The sequence below is a fragment of the Streptomyces sp. NPDC058086 genome (genome assembly GCF_042885015.1).
In the GTDB taxonomy this organism is placed as follows: Bacteria; Actinomycetota; Actinomycetes; order Streptomycetales; family Streptomycetaceae; genus Streptomyces.
This window is the reverse complement of sequence record NZ_JBHVST010000130.1, coordinates 1-25,288: the sequence shown is the minus strand read 5'-3', so window position 1 is coordinate 25,288 and position 25,288 is coordinate 1. Positions and strand designations below refer to the sequence as shown.

Sequence of the window (25,288 nt, the reverse complement as noted above, 5' to 3'; positions counted from 1 at the left end):
GGGCGGCCCTGCCCGCCTGGGCCCGCGCCGAGGCCCCCATGCCGCCCGCGGGGACCCTCTGCCACGGAGACCTGCACCTCGGCCAGCTCGTCCGCCACCCCGCGCCGAGCGGCCCCTGGCTCCTCATCGACGTGGACGACCTCGGCGTGGGCGTCCCGACCTGGGACCTGGCCCGCCCGGCCGCCTGGTACGCCTGCGGCCTGCTCCCGCCCGACGAGTGGACCCGCTTCCTGACCGCCTACCAACGCGCCGGCGGCCGGGCCGTACCCGCCGACGGCGACCCCTGGCCCGCTCTGGACGTGGCGACCCGCGCCCTCACCGTGCAGACCGCGGCCCTGGCGATCGCCAAGTCCGTGGGGGAGGACCGCCCCTTGGACGAGGTGCAGCAGGCCGTGGTCGACGCCTGTGACCGAATGGGAGCCGTCCCGCCCGAGTTGGCGCAGGGCCCGACCGCGTAGGGTGCAACCGTTCGAGGCCGGACAGTGTCTGTCCTGGCGGAAGCGGTACCGAACGGCGAGGAGTTGAGCCGAGCATGCAGTGTCCGAAGTGCCATGCGCCGATGCACACGTACAACCGCAATGGCGTCCAGATCGAGCAGTGCAGCGGCTGCCGCGGGATATTTCTCGACTACGGCGAGCTGGAGGCGCTGAGCCGCGTGGAGTCCCAGTGGTCGCAGCCCGCGCCGCCCCCGCCCGCCCCGCAGGCCTATCCCTCGGCGCCCGCGCCCGCGTGGGGCGCTCCGCAGCACGGCGGACACGGAGGCCACGGCGGCGGTCACTACGGCGGTCACCACCGCCACAAGAGCTTCGGCCACATGCTCTTCTCCTCCTGAGCACGACCGGAGGAACGGCCTGACACGACGAAGCCCCCGACCGTACGAGACGGCCGGGGGCTTCGGCTGGTGCGCGATACTGGGATTGAACCAGTGACCTCTTCCGTGTCAGGGAAGCGCTCTCCCGCTGAGCTAATCGCGCAGGTGAACCTGCAGATGGTGCGGGTGGTGCGGGTGGTGCGTACTGCGTGCGCGATACTGGGATTGAACCAGTGACCTCTTCCGTGTCAGGGAAGCGCTCTCCCGCTGAGCTAATCGCGCGGGGATCCGGATGGATCGAGTCCTTGCGGACCAGTGGACGATACTGGGATTGAACCAGTGACCTCTTCCGTGTCAGGGAAGCGCTCTCCCGCTGAGCTAATCGTCCTTGGAGGTGGAGACGGGATTTGAACCCGTGTAGACGGCTTTGCAGGCCGTTGCCTCGCCTCTCGGCCACTCCACCAGGAGTGTGGGGGTTCGGGATGATCCCCCTCTTCCTGCGAGCGGACGACCAGGTTCGAACTGGCGACCTCAACCTTGGCAAGGTTGCGCTCTACCAACTGAGCTACGTCCGCGTGTCGTTTCCGTTCGGCTTGCGCGTCCCGGCGACGTGTTGAACTCTAGCGGATTCCCGGGCCAGCACAAAAACGCGTTTGCGCAGCGTGCTGCGGTCTGTCCGGCAAAGGACACGGTCAGGGCACCCGCAGGTCACCCGACCTAGACTCGACTGCGTGCTCGACCTCCCTCCTCTCGCCCGTTTCGGTGGCCTCGTCGCGACCGGTCTCCTCGACGTCACCAGTGACCCCGCGGCCCTGGACTCGGCCGGTTTCTGGGCCGTGGCGGCCGACTTCGAGGGCAGCCTGGTCTGCGCCCGCTTCGCCGACGTACGCACCGAACCCGTACCCGCCCCCGTCCCCGGGCAGTGGCGGGGACCCGCCTCCGGTGACTGGACGTCCTCCCTCGACCACGCCGCGTACACCGCCGGCGTACGCCGCATCCGAGCCCACATAGCCGCCGGCGAGGTCTACCAGGCCAACCTCTGCCGCGTCCTGTCCGCACCCCTCGCCCCCGACGCCGACATCGACGCCCTCACCGGGCTGCTCGCCCGCGGCAACCCCGCCCCCTACGCGGGAACGATCCGCCTGCCCCGCCACGGCGTCGAGATCGCCACCGCCTCCCCCGAACTCTTCCTGCGCCGCACCGGCTCCGTCATCGAATCCGGCCCCATCAAGGGCACCGGACGCACCGAGGCGGACCTCCTCGACAAGGACCACGCCGAGAACGTCATGATCGTGGACCTCGTCCGCAACGACCTCGGCCGCGTCTGCGCCACCGGCACCGTCACCGTCCCGGACCTGTGCGTGGTCGAAAAACACCCCGGGCTCGTCCACCTCGTCTCCACCGTCCGCGGCCGCCTCCGCGCCGACATCGGCTGGCCCGAACTGCTGGCCGCCGCGTTCCCGCCCGGCTCCGTCACCGGCGCCCCCAAAACCAGCGCCCTGTCCATCATCGACGCCCTGGAGACGGCACCCCGCGGCCCCTACTGCGGCGGCATCGGCTGGGTCGACGCCGACCGCACCACCGCACAGCTCGCCGTCGGCATCCGCACCTTCTGGACCGACCGCGCCGATGGCGTCCTGCGCTTCGGCACCGGTGCCGGCATCACCTGGGGCTCCGACCCCGAAAGGGAATGGCAGGAGACCGAGCTGAAGGCCGCCAGGCTGCTCGCGGTAGCGTCGGGACAGTACGGAGAAGCGTACGAAAGTGGAAGGACTCTCTGACGTGAAGATCTGGCTCGACGGTGGTCTGCAGGACATGGAGTCCGCCCGCGTCTCCGTCTTCGATCACGGACTGACCGTGGGCGACGGCATCTTCGAGACCGTGAAGGCGGTGGAGGGGCGGCTGTTCGCGCTGACCCGCCACCTCGACCGGCTGGTCCGCTCGGCGCGCGGCCTTGGGCTTCCCGAGCCCGACCTCGACGAGGTGCGCCGCGCCTGCGCCGCCGTCCTGGACGCCAACCCGATGCCGCTCGGCCGACTGCGGATCACGTACACCGGTGGCTACGGCCCGCTCGGCTCCGACCGCGGCGAACACGGACCGACCCTGCTCGTCGCCCTCGGCGAGTCCACCCGCCGCCCCGACTCCACCGCCGTGATCACGGTGCCCTGGACCCGTAACGAGCGCGGCGCCCTCACCGGCCTCAAGACCACTTCGTACGCCGAGAACGTCGTGGCCCTGGCCCGCGCGCGCGAACAGGGCGCGAGCGAGGCGCTGTTCGCCAACACGGTCGGGGAGCTGTGCGAGGGCACGGGGTCGAACGTCTTCGTGGTCCTCGACGGCGAGATCCACACCCCGCCCGTCGCCTCCGGCTGTCTCGCCGGCATCACGCGCGCGCTCGCCGTCGAGTGGACCGGCGCCAAGGAGACCGATCTTCCGCTGGATGTCCTGGAGCGTGCGGACGAGGTCTTCCTGACGTCCACGCTGCGGGACGTGCAGGGTGTGCACCGGGTCGACGGGCACCAACTCCCGGGCGCGCCGGGCCCGGTGACCGCCAAGGCCATGCGGGTCTTCGAGGAGCGGGCCGGAAACGACCTCGACCCGTAGACGTCGCCCATGGCACGTCAGCGCGCAAGAAGGATGACGGCAAAACAGGATGACGGCAAAACAGGATGACGACGGGGCACGGGACGGGTAGAACACCCCTGATGACCACCACCCTGCGGCCGACCGAGCCGCTTCAGCGCGGAGCTGACGGGGCGCTGTCCCGCCGCTACCAGGTGTGCGTGAACAGTCGTCCCGTGGGCGGGATCCACCTCTCCACGCATCCGGAGTACGGCCCCACCGTGGCCCGTGTCGGGGAGCTGTACATCGAGGAACCCGACCGTGGGCGGGGCCGGGGCACGGTGGCCGTGCTCGCGGCCGAGGAGGTGGCCCGCGGCTGGGGCTGCAAGCGCGTCGAGACGTCGGTGCCCGGGGACGCGGACGGTGTGCTCCGGCTCGCCACGACGCGCGGGTACGTCCTGAGCAACCGCGTCATGACGAAACGCCTGGACGGCCCCGGCCCCGAACTGCCCGCGGGCAGTGTCGCCCGGCCCATGACCGAGGCCGAGTACGTGCCCTGGCTGGCGAAGGAGCGCGAGGGGTTCGCCCGCTCGCAGATCGAGCGGGGCGTGCCCGAGGCCGAGGCGTACCGCAAGACGGACCAGGGGCTCGTCCGGTTCCTGCCGGACGGAGTGGCCAGCGAGAACACGGTGCTCGGCGTCCTGGAACACGAGGGGATCCCGGTCGGCACGCTGTGGCTGGGCCTGTGGCCCGACGCGGCGTTCGTGCTCGGGGTCGAGACCGACCCCGAGCACCGGGGCCACGGCCACGGGCGCACCCTGATGCTGCTGGCCGAGGCCCGGGCGGTGGCCGGCGGGAAGGACCGGGTCGGCCTCAACGTGTTCGCGGGGAACACCCCGGCGGAGAAGCTGTACGAGTCACTCGGCTATACGACGAGCGAGTACTACCTCTACAAGAACCTGCTCTGAGCTGAGCCACTTCGCGTGAACGAGGACTACGCGCCCTCGGCCAGCAGGCGGTCGGCGATCTCCTCGATGCGCTCGCGCAGGCCCTCCTGGCTCTTGCCGCCGTCGAGCCGCTCGCCGCCGATGACGTACGTCGGGGTGCCGGTCACGCCGATGGCCTTGCCCTCGGCCTGGTCGGCGTCGACGATCAGGATGTGCCGGCCGTCGATCAGGGCGGTGTCGAACTCCTCGGCGTCCAGACCGAGTTCGCGAGCCACCTCGATCAGGAGGGGCTCGCCCTTGCGATCCAGTTCCTCGACACGGTCGAGGACCGCCTCGACGTACGGCCAGGTCCGGCCCTGCTCCGCGGCCTCCTCGGCGGCCTGCGCGGCGGCGAAGGCGTGCTTGTGCTTCTCCAGCGGGAAGTGCCGCAGCCGCAGCTCCAGACGGTCGCCGTAGCGGGCGCGCAGCGTGCGCAGGTCGGCGAGGGCGCTGCGGCAGTCGGGACACTGGAGTTCGCACCAGACGTCAAGGACGGCGGTGGCGCGGGCTGCGGAGGAGTCGTTCATGGCACCCAGTCTCCCAGCCCTGCCGACGGCGCCCCAACCGGGACCTGGGGAGGACCCCGACCCGGAGATGTCCCTGAGGTCCACCCGGAGCATGGCATATCGGGCGTGGGACGGTGCAGGATGGAAGGGACGAACCGACCCGCTCTGCCGAGCCCTGCCCTGGAGGACCGGATGATTGCCGAGACCGTCTGTTCCGCCGTCTCCGCGGCCGGCCTCGGCATCGCCGCGGTCACGGCCTACCGCAAGCGGTTCCTCTCCGCCGCCCGCATCGCCGCCTACTCGCTGGTGCCGGTCGGCCTGGTGATGACCGGGGTCGTCGGCTGGCTGGCCGACACCGCTTTCAGCCCCACCGCGTGGGCGGGCTTCGGTGTGCTGGGCGTGGCCTGGCTGCTGTTCATGACCACGCGGGCGGTCGAGCGGCGTGGCGGCGGGACCCGGAAGGAACGCAAGGCGGCCGCCCGGGCCGCCCAGCGGGAGGCGGTGGCCCCCGCGGCCTCGGCGCCCTCGCTGAGCCAGGGCTCCCGTCCGGCCGCCCGGCCCGCGACGACGCCTCGGGCCACGGGTTCCGACGACGACTTCAGCGACATCGAGGCCATCTTGAAGAAGCGCGGCATATGACGGGCTGAAACGACACAGAGGATCATGGGAGAGCGCGGAAACGATCACGTTCGTGCCTGCTCATCGCGGATATTGGCGAACTCCCGGTCATTCCGGGCGTGTTGATCGCGGAGCGGGTGGTGGCTGCGTCATCATCGCCGCGAGATGCTGGACACAACACAGAGCGACACCGCCGCCCCTCCCGAGGAGCCGCGGGGCTGTCTCTACGCGCTTTCCCAGCCACCGCTGATGATCTTCCTTGCGGTGATCGGCTGTCTGCTGCTCATGGCTTCGCTGCACGACCTGCTGCTGCTCTGAGCCGTACACGGAGCCCCTGGCGTCACCCGCCGAGGGCTCCGTCAGCCCGCCGCGCGTCCAGCGTCCGTCAGCCCGCCGCTTCCTTGCGGCGCGCCCGGTACGCCGCCACGTGGAGCCGGTTTCCGCAGGTCCGGCTGTCGCAGTAGCGGCGCGAGCGGTTGCGGGAGAGATCCACGAAGGCGTGCCGGCAGTCCGGGGCCTCGCAGCGCCGCAGCCGGTCCTGCTCTCCGGCGACCACGAAGAACGCCAGCGCCATCCCGCAGTCGGCCGCGAGATGGTCGGCGACCGAGGCACCTGGCGCGAAGTAGTGCACGTGCCAGTCGTAGCCGTCGTGGTCGGTGAGCCGGGGGGTGGTGCCCGCGACGGCGACCAGTTCGTTGATGAGACCCGCGGCGGTACGGGGGTCGTCGGCGGCGAAGACTCCGGCGAACCGGCCGCGGATCCCGTGTACGGCCGCGAGGTCGTCCTCCGACAGCACGCCGACGTCACTGATCCCGTGTTTTCGTACGAAATCGGCGAGGGACGCGACGTCCGGGAGCCCGTCCGTCGTGTCGTTCTCCGGCGCGGTGTTCACCAGGTCCACCACGGCGTCGAGGGAGCGCCGGGTGTCGTGGGTGATCAGCACGTTTTGCTCCCTGGCCTGGGGGTCGGGCGGGCGCCCTCCGATGCTGGCCGATGGTAGTGGCTTCCTGGCGTGGGGGAGCGAGGGCGGTCGATCTGTACGCGGTCAGCCGCGCCTCCGGGCCGGCCCATGGGCGAGTTCACGGGCCGGTCCACGGGCCAGTCCACGGGATACGAATGTCACCCTGAACACCTCCGGAAGCCACAGCCGCGGTCCGGGCCGGCACTGGGCCTGGTGGGCCCCGTGGGTCGTGGGTCCGCCGGGCGTGCCCTGCCCGGCCTGTCGGCCCGCCCCGGCGTCTGCCCCGCCCCGTGCCCCGGACGACGCCCTCATCGGCCCTCGCGGCGTCTCTGCCTGGACACAGGCCAGAAGACCCGCCCCGGCCACGCCCCCCGGCGCTGGAGCCGTCGAGGCCTGCCGTCGACCGCGCGCACCGGCGCCGCCCCCGCGGGAGTCCGCGGCGACGGCGTCGGTGTTCGTGCCCTTTGCGGTGGTGCCCATTGCAGATGTTTAGGCCCGAGCCGTCTCCCCGAGTGGACGGCGCCGGGCGGCTCTATGGGGTCTCGTCAGCTCTCGGCCAGGATGTGTGAGAGCTCCGTGTCGAGATCGAAATGCCGGTGTTCCGTGCCGGGGGGCACGGCGGCGTCCGTTCGCTTCAGGAACGATTCCAGGGCCCGCGCCGGGGCTTCCAGCAGGGCCTCGCCCTCCGGGGAGCTCAGGGCGATGCATACGACGCCCTGGCCATGGCTCCGGGACGGCCAGACTCGGACGTCGCCGGTACCGGTGGGCCGATGCAGGCCCTCGGCGAGGAGGTCGCGGGCGAACACCCACTCGACGGTTTCCTCGGCTCCGGTGTGGAAGGTGGCGTGCACGGCGTAGGGATCGGCCGTGTCATACCGCAGTCCTGCGGGTACAGGCAGTGAGGACTCGCTCGACACAACGAGGCGCAGGTGCAGCTCGCAGCTGACCGTGGTGTTCATAAGCGCCAGGGCCTTTCGCTCAGTGTGCGCTCGGGGATTCGCACGTCGGCGAAATCGACATGCCACCTACGGTGCCGTTGTAAACCCCTCTGAGTGTTTTGCGTGTCTTTACGTAACTCTTCCGGCCGAGAGTACGTTCGCCGGATAGGGCCATTCCGGTGACTGGTTTCTCTCCGGTAGGGTTTGGCCGTATGAATACGGGGAGTGACGAGCCGGGCGAGGTCGCCACGGCCGATGGTGAGACGAAGATCGAGGGGCCGCTCGGATCGCGGGCGCCGGAATTCATCAAGGCCCGCCGTGCACTGCATCTGAGCTGGCAGGTGGGTGTTTTCGTCGTGGGGCTCGCGGTGGTCGGCGCCGGCGTGATCATGCTTCCGCTGCCGGGTCCCGGCTGGCTGGTGATCTTCGGCGGCATGGCGATCTGGGCGACCGAGTTCGTCTGGGCACAGCTGGTGCTCCGCTGGACGAAACGCAAGGTCACGGAGGCGACACAGCGGGCACTCGACCCGAAGGTGCGGCGCCGCAACATCGTTCTCACGAGCGTCGGTGTCGTCATCGTCGCGGCCCTCGGTGGCGTCTACCTCTGGAAGTTCGGCGTCCAGATGCCGTGGAACATCCAGGAATGACCGACGGGTGACGCGACCCGGGGGGCGGGACTCGTGACGCGACCCGGGACGGGGCTCGTGACGGAACCCCTTCCCGTACTGCTCCGAAGGCCCCTCGTGGAGGCCCGCCGACTGGTCGGAGCCACCCCCTGACATGGGGTAATGTTCTCCCTGCGCCCGGGCGATTAGCTCAGCGGGAGAGCGCTTCGTTCACACCGAAGAGGTCACTGGTTCGATCCCAGTATCGCCCACCAGCACGACAGGCGACCCAGTTCCACGCACTACGTGGGCAGGGTCGCCTTCGTCATTTCCGCACCACCCCGCAGGGCGGGGGAGTGCCTCCCCGCGACACCGGCGGACCGCACTCTGCATGTCAGTACCAGTACCCAGTACCGGTACCAGTATCGGAAGCGGTACCGCGGTCCCCGCGGACGTCGGAACCGGAGCCGGAGCCGGAGTCACGGTCGCAGCCGCCATCGGACCCGGTGGCGTCCGGTCCTGTGGTGCAGCCATGTGGACCACGCGGCTCCGCTCGCCCATGTCCGGCGCGGAGCGTCGGCCGGATCGCCGCGCAGTTGCCCGCGCTGCTCGCGGGCATCGCCGCCGGGATGCGGCGCGGCGGCGGGCGCATCGCAGGCATTGACCTGCTGTTACCGGCATTGACCTGCTGTCGCAGGCATTGACCTGCGAAGTCTCGAACTCCGCTTCGCTACGCCGCTTCGCGGGACGCGCCCCCCCCCGCATGGACCCGTCGACCAGGGTGAACGCCGGACCGACGCGAGCGAGTCGCCGTTCGGACGCGCACCAGCCGCCCGCGTCGGCGCGACCCGCCCGAGCCCATCCAGATCTGACCAGACCTGCCGAGTTCTGCCCAGATCCGTACAGATCCGTACAGATCCGACCAGGCTCACCCGATCCCCTCCACCTCCCCACCAACACCACCCACACGCACGCCGGTACGACACCACCCCTCGCGAAGACCCGCCCCCCAACCCCCGCCCGCACGCCGGTTGTTTTCGGCCCGGTCCCACGCTCGCCCGACCGGTCGTTTTCTGTTCGACACCCCGACCGCACGCCCCGGACCTGCACACTCGGGCGCCTCCATGGGGGTGGCGCCCCCAACACCCGCCGCCACGCGGCCGAACCGCGTCACACCAATTCCTGTCCGAATCATTGACGCGCCTGGAAGCCCTCCGTACCTTGTGCCAGCAAGCGCTTACTTGAAACGATTCATGCAGGTGGCAACGACGTCGCGGGGAGGCCCGACTGTGGGTAACAACGGGAGTGTTGAGAGGCGTACGGTCCTCAAGGCGGCCGGAGCTTCACTGGCCACGCTGGGGCTGGCCGCGACGACGGGCTGCGGCGGGGACAGCGGCAGTTCCGGGGACGGGACGGTCACGATCCGGTACGCCTGGTGGGGTGCCGACGAGCGGGCGAAGAAGATCAACCAGTCCATCGCGCTCTTCGAGAAGAAGTACCCGAAGATCAAGGTGAAGACCGACTTCCAGGATTACGTGGCCTTTTGGGAGAAGTTCCAGACCCAGGCCGCCGGTGGAAATCCCCCGGACGTATTCCAGAACGCGGTCGGATTCCTGCGGAAGTACGACAAGAGAGGCATCCTGCTCGACCTCAAGCCTCAGATAGACGCGGGAAATCTGAGCCTCGACAACTTCCGCGCCGGAGTGGAGAAGGTCGGCCAGGTCGACGGAAAGCAGCTCGGTATTCCGGTCGGATCCAACACCATGTCACTTGTCATCGACGAGAAGGTGTTTGAGAAGGCGGGCATCAAGCCGAAGCAGGGCTGGACCTGGGACGAGTACTTCGCCGCCCTGAAGAAGATCCACGACACCCAGAAGCTGCCGGGCGACACCGGCTACTTCAGCATCATGTACCTGTACGACCTCTACCTCCGGCAGAACGGCAAGGCGTTCTTCACCAAGGACGGACTCGGATTCGACGAGGCCGACCTGACGGAGTGGTGGACGGACGGCTACAACCGCGTCAAGGCAGGCATCGTCACCGACCCCAAGCGGGTCGAGCAGGACAAGCCCAAGTCCTCGCTCTCGGCGGCCCACGGCGCCTCCGAGTTCACCTGGGACAACTTCACGGTCCGCTACACCGCCGAGGGCACCAGCACCTACGGCCTCGCGCCGATCCCGACCACCGACGGCAAGCAGACCGGTCAGTACCTCGCCTCCCTGATGCTGAGCGCCTCCGCCCGCACCAAGCACCCCAAGGAGGTCGCCCAGTTCATCAACTTCATGGTCCACGACCCCGAGGTCGGCAAGATCATGGGCTACGACCGGGGCATCCTCGCCACCACCGAGCAGTTCGACGCGTACAAGCCGACCGACGCGCCCAACCAGGCGATCGCGAAGTACGAGACGGATGTCGCCGCGGCCGGAGTGCTCGGCACCATCACCCCGCACCCGGCCGGAGCCGACACCTGCGAGTCCGCCTTCCTGCGCATCGGCGGTGACATGTCGCAGGGCACGACCAAGGTCGCCGACGCGGTCAAGCAGTTCTTCTCCGAGGCGAAGACCGCCCTCGCCGCCTGATGGGAACCGCCGTGACGCTCGTCAAGGACTCTCCGCCCGACGCCCCGGAGATACGCCCCGAGGCCCCGGCCGCCAAAAGGCGGCGGGGCCGCCGGGAAAACCTCGCCGGCTATCTCTTCATGTCCCCGTGGATCGCGGGCTTCCTGCTGCTGACCGCGGGCCCGATGGCCGCCTCCCTCTACTTCGCGTTCACCGACTACAACCTCTTCAATTCGCCGAAGTGGGTCGGCTTCGACAACTTCACCAAGATGTTCCACGATCCGCGGTGGCAGAAGTCGGTCGAGGTGACGGCCAAGTACGTCGTCATCGGCACCCCGCTCAAGCTGCTGCTCGCGCTCGGAGTAGCCCTCCTGCTCGCGCAGAGCCGCCGAGGGCAGGCCTTCTACCGGGCCGCCTTCTACGCCCCGTCGCTCATCGGTGCGAGCGTCTCCATCGGATTCGTGTGGCGCGCGCTCTTCTCCGACGACGCCATCGTGGACCGCACGCAGTCGTTCCTCGGTTTCCACACGGGAGGGTGGGTCGGCGACCCGAACTGGGTGCTCTACAGCCTGGTCGCGCTCACCGTCTGGCAGTTCGGCGCACCCATGGTGATCTTCCTCGCCGGGCTCAAGCAGGTGCCGAGGGAGCTGTACGAGGCAGCGGAGGTGGACGGCGCCGGACCGTTCCGCAGGTTCTGGAACATCACCCTGCCGATGATCTCGCCGGTGCTCTTCTTCAACGTGCTCCTGGAGACCATCCACTCCTTCCAGATCTTCGGCTCCGCCTACGTGGTCTCCAACACCCAGTGCGGACCGGCCGACGCCACGCTCGTCTACACCTGCTACCTGTACCAGAAGGGCTTCAAGGAGTCCCAGATGGGCTTCGCGTCCGCCATGGCCTGGATGCTGCTGCTCGCCGTGGCGCTGGTGACGGCCGTCCTCTTCTGGTCCCAGAAGCGGTGGGTGCACTACGAGGAGGACGCCCGATGAGCACCACCCTGCGCAAGCCCCTCGAAGTCGGCAGCCGCAGGCGCACCGGCTCGCTGGTCTGGCACATCGGCGCCCTGCTGATCCTCGCGGTCGTCCTCTACCCCGTCATCTGGGTCATCGGCGCCTCGTTCAAGCCCAGCCGGGACATCATCGGCAGCCTGAACCTGTTCCCGACCAGCCCCGTCCTCGGCAACTTCAAGGGCCTGGCCGACGGCATCGCGGACATCTCGATCGCGACCTTCTTCCAGAACTCCCTCTTCTACGCGCTCGGCTCCGTCGTCGGCATCCTCATCTCCTGCTCGCTGACGGCCTACGCCTTCGCCAAGATCCGGTTCGTCGGCCGGAACCTGCTGTTCTCCCTCATGATCGGCACGCTTCTGCTGCCCTATCACGTGCTGCTCATCCCGCAGTACGTGATGTTCCAGAAGATGGAGCTGGTCAACACCTACGTCCCGCTGCTGATCGGCAAGTACCTGGCCACCGAGGCGTTCTTCGTCTTCCTCATGGTCCAGTTCATGCGGAACCTGCCGCGCGAACTGGACGAGGCGGCCCGGCTCGACGGCTGTGGCCATCCGCGGATCTACTGGTCGATCGTGCTGCCACTGTGCCGCCCCGCCCTCATCACCAGCGCGATCTTCACCTTCATCAACGCCTGGAACGACTTCATGGGGCCGCTGATCTACCTCAACGAGCCCAGCAAGTACACGGTCTCGCTCGGCATGATGATGTTCCGCGACCAGGAGGGCGTCGCCAACTACGGCGGCATGATCGCGATGTCGCTGGTCGCCCTGCTGCCCGTACTCCTCTTCTTCCTCGCCTTCCAGCGGTATCTCATCGACGGTATGGCGACCTCCGGACTGAAGGGCTGAGATGGCCATCAGCCAGCTGCGGGCGCGGGCGGAGCAGAAGAGGCGTGCGAAGGCGCGCAAGGCACCCCGCGAATCCGTCTTGGCCGAGCGCTTCGCCGTGTTCGCGGAGTGTCTGCTCACCGGGGTGTGGATCGCGGTGGCCTCGCTGCCGCTGGTCACCTACCCCGCCGCGTTCGCGGCCGGTGCACGGCATCTGCGACGGCGTACGTGCCACGAGGCGGGCGGTCTGAGGGAGTTCGTCGCCGACTTCCGGGCCGCCGTCCGGGGCGGCTGGATCGCCGGGGTCGCCGGCTGGGCCGCGGCGGCCGCGGTCTGGGTGGACGTCCAGGCGGTGCGCGCCGGGATCCCCGGCGGCCCGCTCGTCGGGGCCGTCGGCCTCTTCGCCCTGATCGGCCTCGCCGTCGCCGGGCTGCGCGCGGCGGCTGTCTGGGAACCCGGCGCCTCCTGGCGGGCGCTGCTCGCGGAGGCAGGACGCCGTACGGTCCTCGATCCGGCCGGCTCATTCCTGCTCGTGGGCGGACTGGCCGTCGTGGCCGCTTCCGCCCTGTTCATCGCGCCGCTGGCGGTCCCCGTCCTGGGGGCCGTCGCGGCGGCGGCCGTCGCCGTCGAGGCGCGCCACCGCCGCCGCTGAGCTCCTCGCAGGTCGGCGCCCCCGGCGTCGTACCTCTCTCTGTCATGCCCCTGACTTCCCCGCACGGAAAGGAAAGGCCATGTCTCCCATCCCCCGCAGGTCCCTGCTGAAGGCGGCCGCAGTCGCCGGAGCCGCCGCACAGTTCAGCTGGGCCCTGGGAAGCACGAACGCGCAGGCCGCCGCCAGATCCGAGGCCGCCGACACCGACCCCGTGACCCTGGACTGGCTGGAGGACGGCGCCCTCGGTGCCGCCCCGGGCTCCACCGTCGGAGTGCCCTGGCCGAAGGGCGCGTACCAGCAGGACCAGACCTTCGCGCTCACCGACGCCTCCGGCAAGGACGTGCCGGTGCAGTCCTGGCCGATCGCGTACTGGCCGGACGGCTCCCTCAAGTGGACCGCGCACGCGGTCAGTTCCGGCTCCGGGAAGCTCACGCTCGCCGCCGGTTCGCCCGCCGCCCCCGACAACAAGGTGACCGTCGACAAGAGCGGCGGCACCATCGACATCTCTACCGGCGTCATCACCGCGAAGATCGGCAAGAGCGGCTCCACCCTCGTCAAATCGGTGAAGCGCGGCTCCACCGAGATCGCCAAGGACGGCCGGCTGGTGCTGATCCGGCAGCCCGAGATCGAGGACGACGACCAGGGCGCGGAGAAGTACGAGCGGTTCGAGAGCGTCATCGGTGAGGTCACGGTCGAGCAGGAGGGTCCTGTCCGTGCCGTCGTCCGCGTCGACGGCAAGCACCGCAAGGGCAGCCGCAGTTGGCTGCCGTTCTCGATCCGGCTGTACTTCTACGCGGGTGCCGACTCCTTCCGGATGGTGCACACCATCACCTTCGACGGGAAGCAGGAGCCGGGGAAGACGAGCGGCGACTTCATCCGCGGCCTCGGCGTCCGCTTCAACGTGCCGATGCGCGACGCGGCGTACGACCGGCACATCCGCATCGGCGGCGACGGCTCCGGTCTGCTGCGGGAGGCCGTGCAGGGCATCACCGGGCTGCGCCGCGACCCGGGCGCGGCCGTGCAGGCGGCGCAGTTCGCGGGCGAGAAGCTGCCCGACCCGTCCACCTGGGACCAACGGGTGACGACCCGCCTCCAGTACATCCCCGAGTGGGGCGACTACACCCTCTCCCAGCTCTCCGCCGACGGTTTCACCCTGCGCAAGCGCACGAAGAAGGGGCACGGCTGGATCGGCGCGGGCGGTGGACGCCGGGCGAGCGGGTTCGGCTACGTCGGCGGGGCGAGCGGCGGTCTCTCCTTCGGGCTCAGGGACTTCTGGGAGAAGTACCCGGCGCAGCTCGACATCCGCGACGCGGCGACCGACGAGGCCGAGGTCACCCTCTGGCTCTGGTCGCCCGAGGCGCAGCCCATGGACCTGCGCTTCTACCACGACGGCATGGGCCAGGACACGTACGCCGAACAGCTCGAAGGCCTCAACATCACCTACGAGGACTACGAACCCGAGTTCGGCACCCCCTACGGCATCGCCCGCACCTCCGAACTCCTCTTCTGGGCCAACGAGTCGACGCCCACGCCTGAGACGCTCGCCGAACAGGTCGCGGCCGTACGGGTGTTGCCGCAGCTGGCCGCCCCGCCCAAGCAGCTCATCAAGGCCAAGGTCTTCGGCGGCCTCTTCTCCGAGCCGGACCGCTCCACCGCCGCCAAGGCGAAGATCGAGGACCACCTCGACTTCCTCTTCACCTATTACAAGGACCAGGTGGAGATGCGTCGTTGGTACGGCTTCTGGGACTACGGCGACTTCATGCACTCGTACGACACCGTGCGCCACCAGTGGCGCTACGACGTCGGCGGCTACGCGTGGGACAACTCCGAGCTGTCGCCCGACATCTGGCTCTGGATGGCCTATCTCCGCTCGGGCCGCTCGGACATCTTCCGCTTCGCCGAGGCGCTCACCCGGCACACCGGCGAGGTCGACGTCTATCACCTGGGCCAGTGGGCGGGCCTCGGCACCCGGCACGGCGTGCAGCACTACGCCGACAGCGCCAAACAGCAGCGCATCGCCAACACCACATACCGCCGCTATTACTACTACCTCACCGCCGACGAGCGGGTCGGCGACCTCATGCACGCCAACGTCGACTCCGACGAGACGTTCCTCGTCCTCGACCCGATCCGCAAGATCCGCACCGAGCCGTACACCCCCGACCGGCACGCCCTGTCCATCGGCTTCGGCACCGACTGGAGCGGTCTGGTCTCGGCCTGGCTCACGGAGTGGGAGCGCAAGGGCCCGAAGTGGGAGAAGGCCAAGGCGCGTGTGCTGTCCACGATGGAGACGATCGCCGCCCAGCCCAACGGCTTCGTCCAGGGCAGCGGGCTCTACGACCTCGACACCGGCAGGTTCGCCATCGCCTCCGCGCCGGTCGTGTCGGTCTCGCACCTCTCCGCCGTCTTCGGCCTCAACGAACTGTGCGCCGAGCTGATCGACCTGGTCGATGTGCCGAAGTTCAAGGAGGTCTACCTCGACTACTGCCGCTACTTCAACGCCACCAAGACCGAACAGGCGGCACGCTACGGCTCCAACTTCGGCTCCCTGCTGCTCTTCCAGGGCCACTCGCGCCTCGACGCGTACGCCGCCGTCCAGACCGGCGACGCGACGCTCGCCAAGCGCGCGTGGACGAAGTTCTACAGCTCCGACGGCTACATGGAGTCCTCGCCCTGGAAGACCGAGCCACTGAGCGGCCCGGTCACCCTGGTTCCCGGCAGCGAGGCCAACTGGGTCAGTTCGAACGACAGCGCCCTGTACGGCCTCGCCGCCATCGAGAACCTGGCCCTGCTCGGCGACAAGATGCCGTAGCCGTTTCCGGCCGGGGGCGCGTCAGCGCATCCGGCCGAGAACGTCCCGCACGCGTCGCGCGTCCCGGATCCGCTGCTCGTACGTCGCACCGAGTGCGAGCAGCACCAGACCGGCGAGTGCGGGAGGTACCCAACGGGGCAGCGCGCCCGCCATCTGCACGAGGTACGGGGCGAGTTCGTGCAGGGCGTCCAGCGCGAGCACGCCGCCCCCGAGGACGAGCGGGGCCCGCAGCCGGTGCCGGGCACCCACGAGGGTGACCGTGAGGGCCGCGACACCGAGCAGCACGGGTCGCGGCCAGTCCGGGTCGGTCCACGCCGTCAGGAGACTCGGCACGAGCGTGACGGACAGCCCCGCTCCGTACGCGGTCCAGGACGAGGTCAGCGGATCCTTGCGGCGTCCGACCGCCCCCACCAGCAGCGCCGGGACGGTCACCGGCAGCGTGTACGCCTCGACGTAGCCGACGCCCCAGCACGCCAGCCGGACCCAGGTGGCCAGCAGGAACAGGGCGGTGGCGGCGTAACCGGCGGACCGCCGGTCCTCTCGTACGGCGGTGCCCGCCGCGATTACTCCGCACAGGGCCAGGACCAGGGCCAGCAGCGGCGGGTCGGTCACCGCGAGGCCGACGGCGAGCAGCCCGGCGACGGCGCCCGTCACCTCGACGGGCACGCGCGCGGGGGAGTCGGCGAGGCGTGCCGCGAGCAGGGCCGCGACGACCGGTACGAGGAGCACCAGCAGTGCGATGTGCTGCGACTGCCAGCCGAGGGACGCGCCCACGGCACAGGCAAGCGCGGTGGCGTACGTGAGGGCGGCGACCGGGGCGAGTCGCGAGCGCCCGGACACGGCGGCGAACAGCACGGTCAGCGCGGCGAGGACGCCGAGGGTCGTGCCCTCGGCGGCGAGGGAGAGGCACGCGAGGCTCACCGAGCCGACAAGGGCCAGGAGGAAGGGGACCGGGTGCGCCTTTGCCGAGCGGGTGGTGTACGCCAGCGCCGCCACGATCGTGAGTCCTTGCGCCGACAGCCCCGCCCAGTAAGGGATGTCGAGAGCCGCGGGAAGGACGAGAACGGCCGCCCAGGCGAGGGCCGACGCGCCGACCGTCGCCCTGGGGCGCCACTCCGCACCGCGGACGGCCACGGCCAGGACGGTGGCGACGACCACGAGGACCAGCGGAGCCGTGGCCGTGTGCGGAGGCCAGGGGACGCCGTCGGTCGTGACCGCCTGGCGCGCGGTCGAGGGGGCCCCGGTCCAGACGCGCCCCACCCAGGCCACCGGGCCCAGCAGAGCGAGGGCGAGTGGCGGCAGCGCCCACACCACCGCGACCGCCTGCACGGAGCCGGCCGCCAGGGCGAGGCCGCGCCTCATCGGCTCGGGGAGCCGGGTGCGTACGGCCGCCAACAGGGCCACAGCGCAGACCAGATACCCCGGAACCGTCCAGTCGCCCGGCAGCGACGAGCGCGGGACGCCACCGAGAGCGGCGACCGTGAGCAGGCCGCCGGCCGAGGCGACCCAGGTGGCGACGTTCGTGTCCGGCAGCCGCCACGCCGCCGCCAGAGCGATCGCCCCGGCGAGGAGGAGGAGCGCCGCCGCACGGGCGACGGCGCTCGGACCGGTGGCCGTCCAGGACAGCCAGCCGGCCGCGAAGGAGCCCCAGCCGCCCAGGCCGTACGCGCCCACGGCGGCGACGAGACGTACGGACGGCACGGGCACCCGGAGCGCGACGGCCGTGTCGAGCGCCGCCGTGACCAGCAGCGCGGCCGTCATGGCGGGGGCGCCCGCGTCGGCCGCGGCCGCCCAGAGGATCAGCGGGAGCTGCGCGGCGGCCAGCGCAGTGGGCAGGGGCAGGCGCAGCGGGAGCCGCTCGGGGGCGGCCGGTTCACCGGTCGGTCGGCGCGGCCCGCCGAGTGCGAGTCCGTACGCCGTCCACACGGCCGCCAGCAGCGCCGACGCGATGGCCGCGTAGCCCAGGCCGTTCGTGTCGGGGAACGCGACCTCGTGCAGTGCGTACACGTCCAGGACCGTCAGCGCGAGTCCCAGCCCCGCCACGGCCTCCGCCGTCGAGCGCAGCCTGTGCCGGAGCAGGAGCACGGGTGAGCCGAGCGCGGCCAGCGTCACCGCGCCCAGCACCAGCGCCCGCCCGGCGATCCCCATCCGGCCCCAGCTGACCAGCGTGAACGCGATCGCGGCGATGGTCAGGAGGATGCCGCCGAGAACGAGCAGCACGTTCTGGACGCGGGGCGCCGTGGTCTCGGGCCGGCGTGCGGGCGAGGGCGGGGGCGGGGGCGGCGGAGCCACGGGCGGCCGGAGCGCGGTGATCAGCCAGGCACGGCGGGCCAGCAACAGGACCCGGCGCGCGTCGAGTTGCCGCAGCTCGGTGTCCAGGAGCCGCAACTCCTCGGCCGGGGGCGGAAGGTGGGTCATATCCCGGGAGTGTGGTCCCGGTCACCTTCTCCGGCATGAGTGCGCGTACTCATGCCGTACTCAGATGCCCGGTTGGGCACACTCCGTCCATGGACTGGAGCCATTACCGCTTCCGCAGTGTCTGGGCCCTGCCCGCGCCGCCCGCCGAGGTCTACCCCGTTCTCGAACGGGCCGAGGACTACCCGCGCTGGTGGCCCCAGGTCCGTGAGGTGATCCGGATCGACGAGCGCAGCGGCACCATGCGCATCCGCTCGTTCCTGCCGTACGACCTGGTGTTCACGGCGCGCGAGCTGCGCCGCGACCCGGTGGCCGGGGTCCTGGAGATCGCGATGGCGGGCGACATCGACGGCTGGGCGCGCTGGACGCTCACCACCGCCGGGTCAGGCACCCGCGCCCAGTACGACCAGGAGGTCGACGTGAGCAAGCCGCTGCTGCGGCGCTTCGCGGTGCCGGGACGGCCGGTGTTCCGCGCCAACCACGCCTTGATGATGCGCGCGGGACAGCGCGGACTGGCGGCCCGACTCACGGGTGACTGAAGGCTCATCTCGAAGCGGTTTGAACCACACCCGCAGGGACCTGTATTGTTCAGTGCGTTCCCGGGCGATTAGCTCAGTGGGAGAGCGCTTCGTTCACACCGAAGAGGTCACTGGTTCGAACCCAGTATCGCCCACCCGGAGAAGACCGGTCCGTCACAGACGGACCGGTTTTTCGTTGTCCCGCGCGGACTCAGGCCGCCGCCGGCAGTTCCGGACGCAGCGGCCACGCCGGATCCACCGCCTCCGGCGAACCACTGCGCGCGAACCACGCCTGAAGGCCGCGCGCCTGTGCCGCGTGCCACACCGACTGCAGGGTGTGCAGCTCGGCGGGGGAGAGCCGCTCCAACCGGGTGGCGAAACGGCGCCCCACCGCTCGTACGACCTCCAGCGCGGCCAGTGCGTCCGCCGCCGCGTCGTGCGCGCCCTCCAGCGCCACGTCGTAGTGCGCGCACAGGTCGGTCAGGGTGCGGCGGCCCTTGCGATATCGGTCCAGATGTTTGTCCAGAACCCGCGGATCGAGCACGCGCAGCGGCGCCGGCTCGAACCACCGGTCGAGACAGGTGGCGCGATGGCGGCGCAACTCCCGGTCCAGGAGCGTCAGATCGAACGGCGCGTTCATCACGACGAGCGGGCGGCCCGCCGCGGCCTGTTCGCCCAGCACCCTGGCTATCTCGTCCATCACCGGCGACGGCCAGCGGCCGTTGCGCTGAAGGTGTTCGTCTGTCAGCCCGTGCACCGCCGTCGCACCCGCGGGCACCGGCACTCCCGGGTTCACCAGCCAGCGGGTCACCCGGGGCCGGGAACCCGCGGCGTCCTGGACGACGACGGCGGCCGACACGATCCGGTCGGTCTCGACGTCCACGCCCGTGGTCTCCGTGTCGAACGCGGCCAAAGGGCCTTCGTACCAGCACGTCATACGTACACAACTCCTCGTTCACCCACGGCAGCTGACGCACCGTCTTCTGCCTGTTTGGTGATACCCGGGCTGTTTGCGCCGTACGCCGGAAGGAGACAACACAGGTACGGGTCTTTGCAGTTCAGCGGCCCGTCGCGGGGAATCACTTGGCTTGGAAGGCTGTTGGACTCATGGCACTCGCGCAGCCCGAGCGGGGCGGGCTGCTGCCCCAGCGGACGGCACCCCATCGCGGCACACTCGCCACCACCGCCTGCATGGAGACCTTGCAGGTGGGCTACTTGCACGCCGTCGCGGCCGCGGCGGGCTGTTCGCTGTCCCAGCCCTTTCCCGACAACGGCATCGACTGGCACGTCAGCCACAGCGCCCCCGGGCACACGGTCGACGACGAAGTCACCATCAAGGTGCAGCTCAAGTGCACGTACCAGATCCCGCCGAACCCGCCCGGGCCCGCCTTCTCCTTCACGCTCGACAACGAGCACCTGGCGAAGCTCGCCCGCACCCCGGTCTCGGTGCACAAGATCCTGGTCGTGATGCTCGTGCCCAGGTCCCAGGACGACTGGCTGCGCGCCAGCCACGACCGCCTCGACCTGCGGCACTGCTGCTACTGGATCAACCTCGCCGGCCACCCGATCACCGGCCGGCGCCGGACCACCGTGCGGATACCGACCTCGCGCATCTTCGACGACAGGGCGCTCTGCGAGATCATGACGAGGGTCGGGACGGGAGGGAAACCTTGACACACCGCCCCATCGACTCCATCGGCGAACCCCTTCGGCCGGTCAGGCCGCACCCCGTCGAGTCCCACTGGACCGAGCCGCCCGAGCCGGGCCAGGTCGACCCCGCCGTCCTCAGCGCGCTGCTGCACCGCCACGGCTGGCAGCGCCGCGGCGGAGCGGCCGGACGGTACGGCCGATGGACCCCACCCGGGCCCGGTGGCGGCGGCACGAGCCTGCTCGTGCCGGAGAGCCGGGCCTTCCCCGACAGCGACGACCTCCTCGGCGAGGCGCTCCTCGCGCTCTCCCGCAGCGGCGCGCCGTCCGCGCGCGACGTCCTGGTCGCCCTCGCCGTGCCCAGCGACGAGATCCGCTGGTGGCGCGATGTGCCGACCGGGCCCGTGGGCGCCACGTCCTGGAGCGTGGAGGAGCGGCTGCGCTCGGCCGCCCGCTCGATGCTGCTCGCGGCGGCGCTCGCCACACGCGCGCGTGCGGGCTACTACGGCGCCCGCCACCGCAGGCCCGCCGCCGCTTCCCTGGAGAACGTCCTCGTCGGCGCCGACCCCGGCGGGCGCCGGCTCACCGCCTTCGTGCCCGTCGACACCGGCCGGCCGCTCTCCGTACGCCTGCACCAGGCGCTGTACGCCGCCCGCGAGGCCATCGACTATCAGCGGGCCACCGGCGGCATGGACGCCTTCGACGCGGCCGTCGAGGCGGGCGTCAGCCATGAACTCACCGAGGCCGTCGTCGCCCTCGTGCGCGGCACGGAGGGCGCCCGGATCGCCGTCGAGTGGGCGCCCGCCGCCGGGGTCCCCGAGGGCTGTGCGGCGCCCGACGAGGCCGTCGAGTTCTCGCCCGGCGACCTGCCCGTCCTGCGCGAGGCCGCGGCCCGCTATCTGCGCGCCGAGCCGTCCGTACCGGTGCGCCTCACCGGTGCCGTGGTGCGGATGCGCAGGTCCCAGCCGCGCGGCGAGGGCACGGTACGGCTGCGGGTGATCGCGGGAGCGGAGGTCCAGCACGTCCGCATGACGCTCGACGAGGAGGCGTACCGGATAGCGGGTCACGCCCATCTGGTCGGGCTGCCGGTGCGGGTGCTGGGGCGGCTGGAGAGCCGCGGCGGCTTCCGCCGGCTCACCGACGCCTCCGGGGTCGTACCGGTGCAGGTGGACGAGGCCGAGCGGGACCGGCTGATGAAGTCGCTCCAGGAGACCGCAGAGATCACGGCCTTCTTCGAGGAGGCGTGCAGCGGGGACTGAGGGCTTTGTGGAGCTTTGCCGGGAACCGTTTCGCGGAGGGTGCCCCGGGCTCGGTAGGATCGCCGGGCAGGCATTGCACTGCCATGCCCATTGGGTGAGCTTGCCCCCTTCAGTCAGGAGAGACCGGTGTCAGACGTCCGTGTGATCATCCAACGCGATTCCGAGCGGGAAGAGCGCGTGGTGACGACGGGCACTACGGCCGCCGATCTCTTCGCCGGCGAGCGCACCATCGTCGCGGCCCGTGTGGCCGGCGAGCTGAAGGACCTCGCGTACGAGGTGCGGGACGGCGAGGAGGTCGAGCCCGTCGAGATCTCCTCCCAGGACGGTCTCAACATCCTGCGCCACTCCACCGCGCACGTCATGGCGCAGGCCGTGCAGGAACTCTTCCCCGAGGCCAAGCTGGGCATCGGCCCGCCGGTCAAGGACGGCTTCTACTACGACTTCGACGTCGCGAGGCCGTTCACGCCCGAGGACCTCAAGGCCGTCGAGAAGAAGATGCAGGAGATCCAGAAGCGCGGGCAGCGCTTCTCCCGCCGCGTCGTCACCGACGAGGACGCCCGCGAGGAGCTCGCCGCGGAGCCGTACAAGCTGGAGCTCATCGGAATCAAGGGCTCCGCGTCCTCGGACGACGGCGCGGACGTCGAGGTCGGCGGCGGCGAGCTGACGATCTACGACAACCTCGACGCCAAGACCGGCGAGCTGTGCTGGAAGGACCTCTGCCGCGGTCCCCACCTGCCCACCACCCGCAACATCCCGGCGTTCAAGCTCATGCGCAACGCCGCGGCGTACTGGCGCGGCAGCGAGAAGAACCCGATGCTCCAGCGCATCTACGGCACCGCCTGGCCCTCCAAGGAGGAGCTGAAGGCGCACCTCGACTTCCTGATCGAGGCCGAGAAGCGCGACCACCGCAAGCTCGGCAACGAGCTGGACCTCTTCTCCATCCCGGACCAGATCGGCTCCGGCCTCGCCGTCTTCCACCCCAAGGGCGGCGTCATCCGCCGGGTCATGGAGGACTACTCGCGGCGCCGCCACGAGGAAGAGGGCTACGAGTTCGTCTACACCCCGCACGCGACGAAGGGGAAGCTCTTCGAGACGTCCGGGCACCTGGACTGGTACGCCGACGGCATGTATCCGCCCATGCAGCTCGACGAGGGCGTGGACTACTACCTCAAGCCCATGAACTGCCCGATGCACAACCTGATCTTCGACGCGCGTGGCCGCTCGTACCGTGAACTGCCGCTGCGCCTCTTCGAGTTCGGGACCGTGTACCGGTACGAGAAGTCGGGCGTCGTGCACGGTCTGACCCGCGCCCGTGGCTTCACTCAGGACGACGCGCACATCTACTGCACCAAGGAGCAGATGGCGGAGGAGCTCGACAAGACGCTCACCTTCGTCCTGAACCTGCTGCGCGACTACGGCCTGACCGACTTCTACCTGGAGCTCTCCACCAAGGACCCGGAGAAGTTCGTCGGCTCCGACGAGGTCTGGGAGGAGGCCACCGAGACGCTGCGACAGGTGGCCGAGAAGCAGGGCCTCCCGCTCGTCCCGGACCCGGGAGGCGCCGCGTTCTACGGTCCGAAGATCTCCGTCCAGACCAAGGACGCCATCGGCCGGACCTGGCAGATGTCGACCGTGCAGCTCGACTTCAACCTGCCGGAGCGCTTCGACCTGGAGTACACCGGCCCCGACGGCTCCAAGCAGCGTCCGGTGATGATCCACCGCGCACTGTTCGGTTCCATCGAGCGCTTCTTCGCGGTGCTCCTGGAGCACTACGCGGGCGCGTTCCCGGCCTGGCTGGCGCCCGTGCAGGCGGTCGGCATCCCGATCGGCGACGCACACGTGGAGTACCTGCAGAAGTTCGCCACCGAGGCGAAGAAGAAGGGTCTGCGGGTCGAGGTCGACGCCTCCTCCGACCGTATGCAGAAGAAGATCCGCAACGCCCAGAAGCAGAAGGTGCCCTTCATGGTCATCGCGGGCGACGAGGACATGGCGGTCGGCGCCGTCTCCTTCCGCTACCGCGACGGCTCGCAGGAGAACGGCATCCCGGTCGACGAGGCGATCGCCAAGATCATGAAGGTCGTCGAGGAGCGCGCGCAGGTCTGACGCGCAGGTCCGACGCATACGGTGCTTCCTTGATGCGTACGTGGCCGAAGGCCCCCGGAGAGCTCAGCTCCCCGGGGGCCTCTCCCTGTACCCGTTCTCGTCGTTCTCGTCCTCACGTGCGAACACCTGGAGCAGCCAGGACGAGAACGAGCCGGTCACCGCGCCGAGCAGCGCCAGACCGCACACCATCAGCACCGACGCGATCGTGCGACCCATCGGGGTCACCGGCACCACGTCTCCGTACCCCACCGTCGTGAGCGTGGTGCAGGCCCACCACACCGAGTCCCCGAACGTCCGGATCGAGGCGCCCGGCGCCCCCCGCTCCTGCTGGTAGACGGCGAGGGAGCCCGCGAAGCCGAGCAGCGAGGCCGACAACCCCGCGTAGAAGACCACACGCGCGTGCAGGGAGAGACGGGGCTCTCCACGATGACGCTGTACGGCCTCGTAGACCTTGACGATGCGCAGCGGACGGAGCAGCGGCAGCAGGAGCGCCAGGGTGTCCACCGGGTGCGCGCGGACGAAGCCGAGGCGCTGTCCGCTCAGGCGCCAGCGCACCGCGTAGTCGATGCCGAACAGTGCCCAGGCGGCCAGCATCGCCGCCACACAGGCCTCCCGCCAGACGACGGGCAGTGAGTGTCCGAGGACCAGGACGGCGTACGCGGCGAGAAACAACGCCGAGGCCAGGCTGAGCGGGACCTCGGTGCGCCGTTCCCACCGGGCCTGTCGGCTGTCGTCGTCCATCGGCCCAGCTTGGCCCGGCGGGCATTCGGGAGAGCCCCGCCGACACGCCGCGAACGGGCGAAGCAATATGCTGCACCACATGACGAGTGAGCCGGAGCAGCAGATCGGAGTGGGAACGCAGGACGCGTTCCAGCGCTTGTGGACGCCCCACCGGATGGCTTACATCCAGGGCGAGAACAAGCCCACCGGCCCGGGGGCCGACGACGGCTGTCCGTTCTGCTCGATCCCCGCCAAGTCCGACGAGGACGGGCTCATCGTGAGGCGCGGTGAGCAGGTGTACGCGGTGCTCAACCTGTACCCGTACAACGGCGGCCACCTCATGGTCGTGCCCTACCGCCATGTCGCGGACTACACCGACCTGACCGACCCGGAGACCGCCGAACTCGGCGAGCTGACCAAGCAGGCGATGACCGCGCTGCGCACCGCTTCGGGCGCGCACGGCTTTAACATCGGCATGAACCAGGGCACGGTGGCGGGCGCGGGCATCGCCGCCCACCTCCACCAGCACATCGTCCCCCGCTGGGGCGGCGACACCAACTTCATGCCGGTCGTCGGCCACACCAAGGTGCTCCCGCAGCTCCTGGCCGACACCCGCGAGATGCTGGCAGAGGCCTGGCCGACGCATTAGCTCGAACGGGGCGCCTGCTAACAGGCGCCCCCTTCGGCGCGCCCCTTCAGGGGCGCGCGGAACTGCGCGATAAACCCAAAACGAACAGCACCCCGCGGACGGCCTCCGGCGGAAACGCCGCGGTGTCGGTG

General features: G+C 70.2%; 24 protein-coding genes and 7 tRNA genes. 20 read left to right on the top strand and 11 right to left on the bottom strand.

The genetic code is table 11. The annotated features are described in order from the left end of the window. Together ACFVWD_RS50525 and ACFVWD_RS50520 are read left to right on the top strand one after the other, a co-directional pair. Positions 1-458, top strand: a 458-nt coding sequence (locus ACFVWD_RS50525; protein ID WP_389605328.1) for a phosphotransferase family protein, incomplete at its 5' end; no start/stop codon positions are given. 74 nt (positions 459-532) lie between these two features. Beyond that, positions 533-832 (top strand): zf-TFIIB domain-containing protein, encoded by a 300-nt coding sequence (locus tag ACFVWD_RS50520; RefSeq protein ID WP_054230604.1) that lies wholly within the window; start codon positions 533-535, stop codon positions 830-832. A 67-nt stretch (positions 833-899) separates the two neighbouring features. Here the strand turns inward: ACFVWD_RS50520 and ACFVWD_RS50515 are convergent. From ACFVWD_RS50515 to ACFVWD_RS50495, 5 genes are all read right to left on the bottom strand, one after another. Further along, positions 900-974 (bottom strand) — tRNA-Val (locus ACFVWD_RS50515). A 47-nt stretch (positions 975-1,021) separates the two neighbouring features. Beyond that, a tRNA-Val gene (locus ACFVWD_RS50510) sits at positions 1,022-1,093 on the bottom strand. A 34-nt stretch (positions 1,094-1,127) separates the two neighbouring features. Then, positions 1,128-1,199, bottom strand: a tRNA-Val gene (locus ACFVWD_RS50505). Position 1,200: 1 nt separating this feature from the next. Beyond that, a tRNA-Cys gene (locus tag ACFVWD_RS50500) sits at positions 1,201-1,274 on the bottom strand. Positions 1,275-1,313: 39 nt separating this feature from the next. Beyond that, a tRNA-Gly gene (locus ACFVWD_RS50495) sits at positions 1,314-1,386 on the bottom strand. Between the two features lie 156 nt (positions 1,387-1,542). Here ACFVWD_RS50495 and ACFVWD_RS50490 point away from each other — a divergent pair. The 3 genes from ACFVWD_RS50490 (at position 1,543) to ACFVWD_RS50480 (ending at position 4,341) form a co-directional block, all read left to right on the top strand. Next, positions 1,543-2,592, top strand: a complete 1,050-nt coding sequence (locus ACFVWD_RS50490; RefSeq protein ID WP_389605326.1) for a chorismate-binding protein — start codon at positions 1,543-1,545, stop codon at positions 2,590-2,592. A gap of 1 nt (position 2,593) precedes the next feature. Continuing rightward, positions 2,594-3,415 carry an aminotransferase class IV gene (locus tag ACFVWD_RS50485; protein WP_389605324.1) on the top strand — a complete coding sequence of 274 codons (822 nt, stop codon included), beginning with the start codon at positions 2,594-2,596 and terminating at the stop codon, positions 3,413-3,415. Positions 3,416-3,516: 101 nt separating this feature from the next. Then, complete coding sequence (locus tag ACFVWD_RS50480; protein ID WP_389605322.1) at positions 3,517-4,341, top strand: GNAT family N-acetyltransferase; 825 nt, start codon at positions 3,517-3,519, stop codon at positions 4,339-4,341. A gap of 26 nt (positions 4,342-4,367) precedes the next feature. Here ACFVWD_RS50480 and ACFVWD_RS50475 read toward each other — a convergent pair whose 3' ends face one another. Next, entirely contained in the window at positions 4,368-4,886 is a 519-nt protein-coding gene (locus ACFVWD_RS50475) for a DsbA family protein (RefSeq protein ID WP_389605321.1), read from the bottom strand. A 171-nt stretch (positions 4,887-5,057) separates the two neighbouring features. Here ACFVWD_RS50475 and ACFVWD_RS50470 point away from each other — a divergent pair, with 171 nt between their 5' ends. After that, entirely contained in the window at positions 5,058-5,504 is a 447-nt protein-coding gene (locus ACFVWD_RS50470; RefSeq protein ID WP_097283920.1) for a hypothetical protein, read from the top strand. A 144-nt stretch (positions 5,505-5,648) separates the two neighbouring features. Further along, a complete protein-coding gene (locus ACFVWD_RS50465) occupies positions 5,649-5,801 on the top strand; it encodes a hypothetical protein (protein WP_168490065.1) in 153 nt (50 codons plus the stop codon). A 67-nt stretch (positions 5,802-5,868) separates the two neighbouring features. Here ACFVWD_RS50465 and ACFVWD_RS50460 read toward each other — a convergent pair whose 3' ends face one another. Both ACFVWD_RS50460 and ACFVWD_RS50455 read right to left on the bottom strand, forming a co-directional pair. Next, positions 5,869-6,426 (bottom strand): CGNR zinc finger domain-containing protein, encoded by a 558-nt coding sequence (locus ACFVWD_RS50460; protein ID WP_101406215.1) that lies wholly within the window; start codon positions 6,424-6,426, stop codon positions 5,869-5,871. A 563-nt stretch (positions 6,427-6,989) separates the two neighbouring features. Beyond that, positions 6,990-7,403, bottom strand: a complete 414-nt coding sequence (locus tag ACFVWD_RS50455; protein WP_003959770.1) for an SsgA family sporulation/cell division regulator — start codon at positions 7,401-7,403, stop codon at positions 6,990-6,992. A 191-nt stretch (positions 7,404-7,594) separates the two neighbouring features. On the opposite strand from ACFVWD_RS50455, the gene ACFVWD_RS50450 reads away from it, so the two are divergent. The 7 genes from ACFVWD_RS50450 to ACFVWD_RS50420 all read left to right on the top strand — a co-directional run bounded on the left by ACFVWD_RS50450 (position 7,595) and on the right by ACFVWD_RS50420 (position 15,846). After that, positions 7,595-8,029 carry a TIGR02611 family protein gene (locus tag ACFVWD_RS50450; RefSeq protein WP_054230597.1) on the top strand — a complete coding sequence of 145 codons (435 nt, stop codon included), beginning with the start codon at positions 7,595-7,597 and terminating at the stop codon, positions 8,027-8,029. A gap of 158 nt (positions 8,030-8,187) precedes the next feature. After that, positions 8,188-8,262, top strand: a tRNA-Val gene (locus tag ACFVWD_RS50445). A gap of 1,014 nt (positions 8,263-9,276) precedes the next feature. Then, the gene (locus ACFVWD_RS50440) at positions 9,277-10,566 is read left to right on the top strand and encodes an extracellular solute-binding protein (protein WP_101406217.1); all 1,290 of its coding nucleotides are present in this window, start codon (positions 9,277-9,279) and stop codon (positions 10,564-10,566) included. An 11-nt stretch (positions 10,567-10,577) separates the two neighbouring features. Further along, complete coding sequence (locus tag ACFVWD_RS50435; protein WP_389605320.1) at positions 10,578-11,534, top strand: carbohydrate ABC transporter permease; 957 nt, start codon at positions 10,578-10,580, stop codon at positions 11,532-11,534. Continuing rightward, the gene (locus tag ACFVWD_RS50430; RefSeq protein WP_389605318.1) at positions 11,531-12,403 is read left to right on the top strand and encodes a carbohydrate ABC transporter permease; all 873 of its coding nucleotides are present in this window, start codon (positions 11,531-11,533) and stop codon (positions 12,401-12,403) included. Before ACFVWD_RS50435 ends, ACFVWD_RS50430 begins: the two co-directional genes overlap by 4 nt. Position 12,404: 1 nt before the next feature. Continuing rightward, entirely contained in the window at positions 12,405-13,034 is a 630-nt protein-coding gene (locus tag ACFVWD_RS50425; protein ID WP_389605316.1) for a hypothetical protein, read from the top strand. Positions 13,035-13,113: 79 nt separating this feature from the next. Next, positions 13,114-15,846 (top strand): Tat pathway signal sequence domain protein, encoded by a 2,733-nt coding sequence (locus tag ACFVWD_RS50420; RefSeq protein WP_389605315.1) that lies wholly within the window; start codon positions 13,114-13,116, stop codon positions 15,844-15,846. A gap of 21 nt (positions 15,847-15,867) precedes the next feature. Here the strand turns inward: ACFVWD_RS50420 and ACFVWD_RS50415 are convergent, their stop codons facing one another. Then, positions 15,868-18,264, bottom strand: a complete 2,397-nt coding sequence (locus tag ACFVWD_RS50415) for an SCO7613 C-terminal domain-containing membrane protein (protein WP_389605313.1) — start codon at positions 18,262-18,264, stop codon at positions 15,868-15,870. Between the two features lie 89 nt (positions 18,265-18,353). Between ACFVWD_RS50415 and ACFVWD_RS50410 the strand changes: the two genes are divergently transcribed. Continuing rightward, entirely contained in the window at positions 18,354-18,800 is a 447-nt protein-coding gene (locus tag ACFVWD_RS50410; protein WP_389605312.1) for an SRPBCC family protein, read from the top strand. 62 nt (positions 18,801-18,862) lie between these two features. After that, a tRNA-Val gene (locus ACFVWD_RS50405) sits at positions 18,863-18,934 on the top strand. A 56-nt stretch (positions 18,935-18,990) separates the two neighbouring features. Here the strand turns inward: ACFVWD_RS50405 and ACFVWD_RS50400 are convergent. After that, a complete protein-coding gene (locus ACFVWD_RS50400; RefSeq protein WP_389605311.1) occupies positions 18,991-19,716 on the bottom strand; it encodes a 3'-5' exonuclease in 726 nt (241 codons plus the stop codon). Positions 19,717-19,886: 170 nt separating this feature from the next. On the opposite strand from ACFVWD_RS50400, the gene ACFVWD_RS50395 reads away from it, so the two are divergent. The 3 genes from ACFVWD_RS50395 to thrS all read left to right on the top strand — a co-directional run bounded on the left by ACFVWD_RS50395 (position 19,887) and on the right by thrS (position 23,788). Next, complete coding sequence (locus ACFVWD_RS50395) at positions 19,887-20,453, top strand: DUF4365 domain-containing protein (RefSeq protein WP_168490055.1); 567 nt, start codon at positions 19,887-19,889, stop codon at positions 20,451-20,453. Then, entirely contained in the window at positions 20,450-21,685 is a 1,236-nt protein-coding gene (locus ACFVWD_RS50390; protein WP_389605310.1) for a hypothetical protein, read from the top strand. The genes ACFVWD_RS50395 and ACFVWD_RS50390 overlap by 4 nt, the downstream gene beginning before the upstream one ends. Positions 21,686-21,811: 126 nt before the next feature. Continuing rightward, positions 21,812-23,788 (top strand): threonine--tRNA ligase, encoded by a 1,977-nt coding sequence (gene thrS, locus ACFVWD_RS50385; protein WP_389605309.1) that lies wholly within the window; start codon positions 21,812-21,814, stop codon positions 23,786-23,788. A gap of 63 nt (positions 23,789-23,851) precedes the next feature. Here the strand turns inward: thrS and ACFVWD_RS50380 are convergent, their stop codons facing one another. Beyond that, a complete protein-coding gene (locus ACFVWD_RS50380; protein WP_389605307.1) occupies positions 23,852-24,529 on the bottom strand; it encodes a potassium channel family protein in 678 nt (225 codons plus the stop codon). A gap of 67 nt (positions 24,530-24,596) precedes the next feature. Between ACFVWD_RS50380 and ACFVWD_RS50375 the strand changes: the two genes are divergently transcribed. Next, positions 24,597-25,157: an HIT domain-containing protein gene (locus ACFVWD_RS50375; protein WP_101406226.1), complete on the top strand. Its 561-nt coding sequence runs from the start codon at positions 24,597-24,599 to the stop codon at positions 25,155-25,157. Positions 25,158-25,288 lie beyond the last annotated feature (131 nt).

Coding starts and splice junctions, on each gene's coding strand:
- ACFVWD_RS50520 (WP_054230604.1), top strand. CDS start 533: ATGCAGTGTCCGAAGTGCCATGCGCCGATGCACACGTACAACCGCAAT.
- ACFVWD_RS50480 (WP_389605322.1), top strand. CDS start 3,517: ATGACCACCACCCTGCGGCCGACCGAGCCGCTTCAGCGCGGAGCTGAC.
- ACFVWD_RS50475 (WP_389605321.1), bottom strand. CDS start 4,886: ATGAACGACTCCTCCGCAGCCCGCGCCACCGCCGTCCTTGACGTCTGG.
- ACFVWD_RS50470 (WP_097283920.1), top strand. CDS start 5,058: ATGATTGCCGAGACCGTCTGTTCCGCCGTCTCCGCGGCCGGCCTCGGC.
- ACFVWD_RS50465 (WP_168490065.1), top strand. CDS start 5,649: ATGCTGGACACAACACAGAGCGACACCGCCGCCCCTCCCGAGGAGCCG.
- ACFVWD_RS50455 (WP_003959770.1), bottom strand. CDS start 7,403: ATGAACACCACGGTCAGCTGCGAGCTGCACCTGCGCCTCGTTGTGTCG.
- ACFVWD_RS50450 (WP_054230597.1), top strand. CDS start 7,595: ATGAATACGGGGAGTGACGAGCCGGGCGAGGTCGCCACGGCCGATGGT.
- ACFVWD_RS50430 (WP_389605318.1), top strand. CDS start 11,531: ATGAGCACCACCCTGCGCAAGCCCCTCGAAGTCGGCAGCCGCAGGCGC.
- ACFVWD_RS50425 (WP_389605316.1), top strand. CDS start 12,405: ATGGCCATCAGCCAGCTGCGGGCGCGGGCGGAGCAGAAGAGGCGTGCG.
- ACFVWD_RS50420 (WP_389605315.1), top strand. CDS start 13,114: ATGTCTCCCATCCCCCGCAGGTCCCTGCTGAAGGCGGCCGCAGTCGCC.
- ACFVWD_RS50415 (WP_389605313.1), bottom strand. CDS start 18,264: ATGACCCACCTTCCGCCCCCGGCCGAGGAGTTGCGGCTCCTGGACACC.
- ACFVWD_RS50410 (WP_389605312.1), top strand. CDS start 18,354: ATGGACTGGAGCCATTACCGCTTCCGCAGTGTCTGGGCCCTGCCCGCG.
- ACFVWD_RS50400 (WP_389605311.1), bottom strand. CDS start 19,716: ATGACGTGCTGGTACGAAGGCCCTTTGGCCGCGTTCGACACGGAGACC.
- ACFVWD_RS50395 (WP_168490055.1), top strand. CDS start 19,887: ATGGCACTCGCGCAGCCCGAGCGGGGCGGGCTGCTGCCCCAGCGGACG.
- ACFVWD_RS50380 (WP_389605307.1), bottom strand. CDS start 24,529: ATGGACGACGACAGCCGACAGGCCCGGTGGGAACGGCGCACCGAGGTC.
- ACFVWD_RS50375 (WP_101406226.1), top strand. CDS start 24,597: ATGCTGCACCACATGACGAGTGAGCCGGAGCAGCAGATCGGAGTGGGA.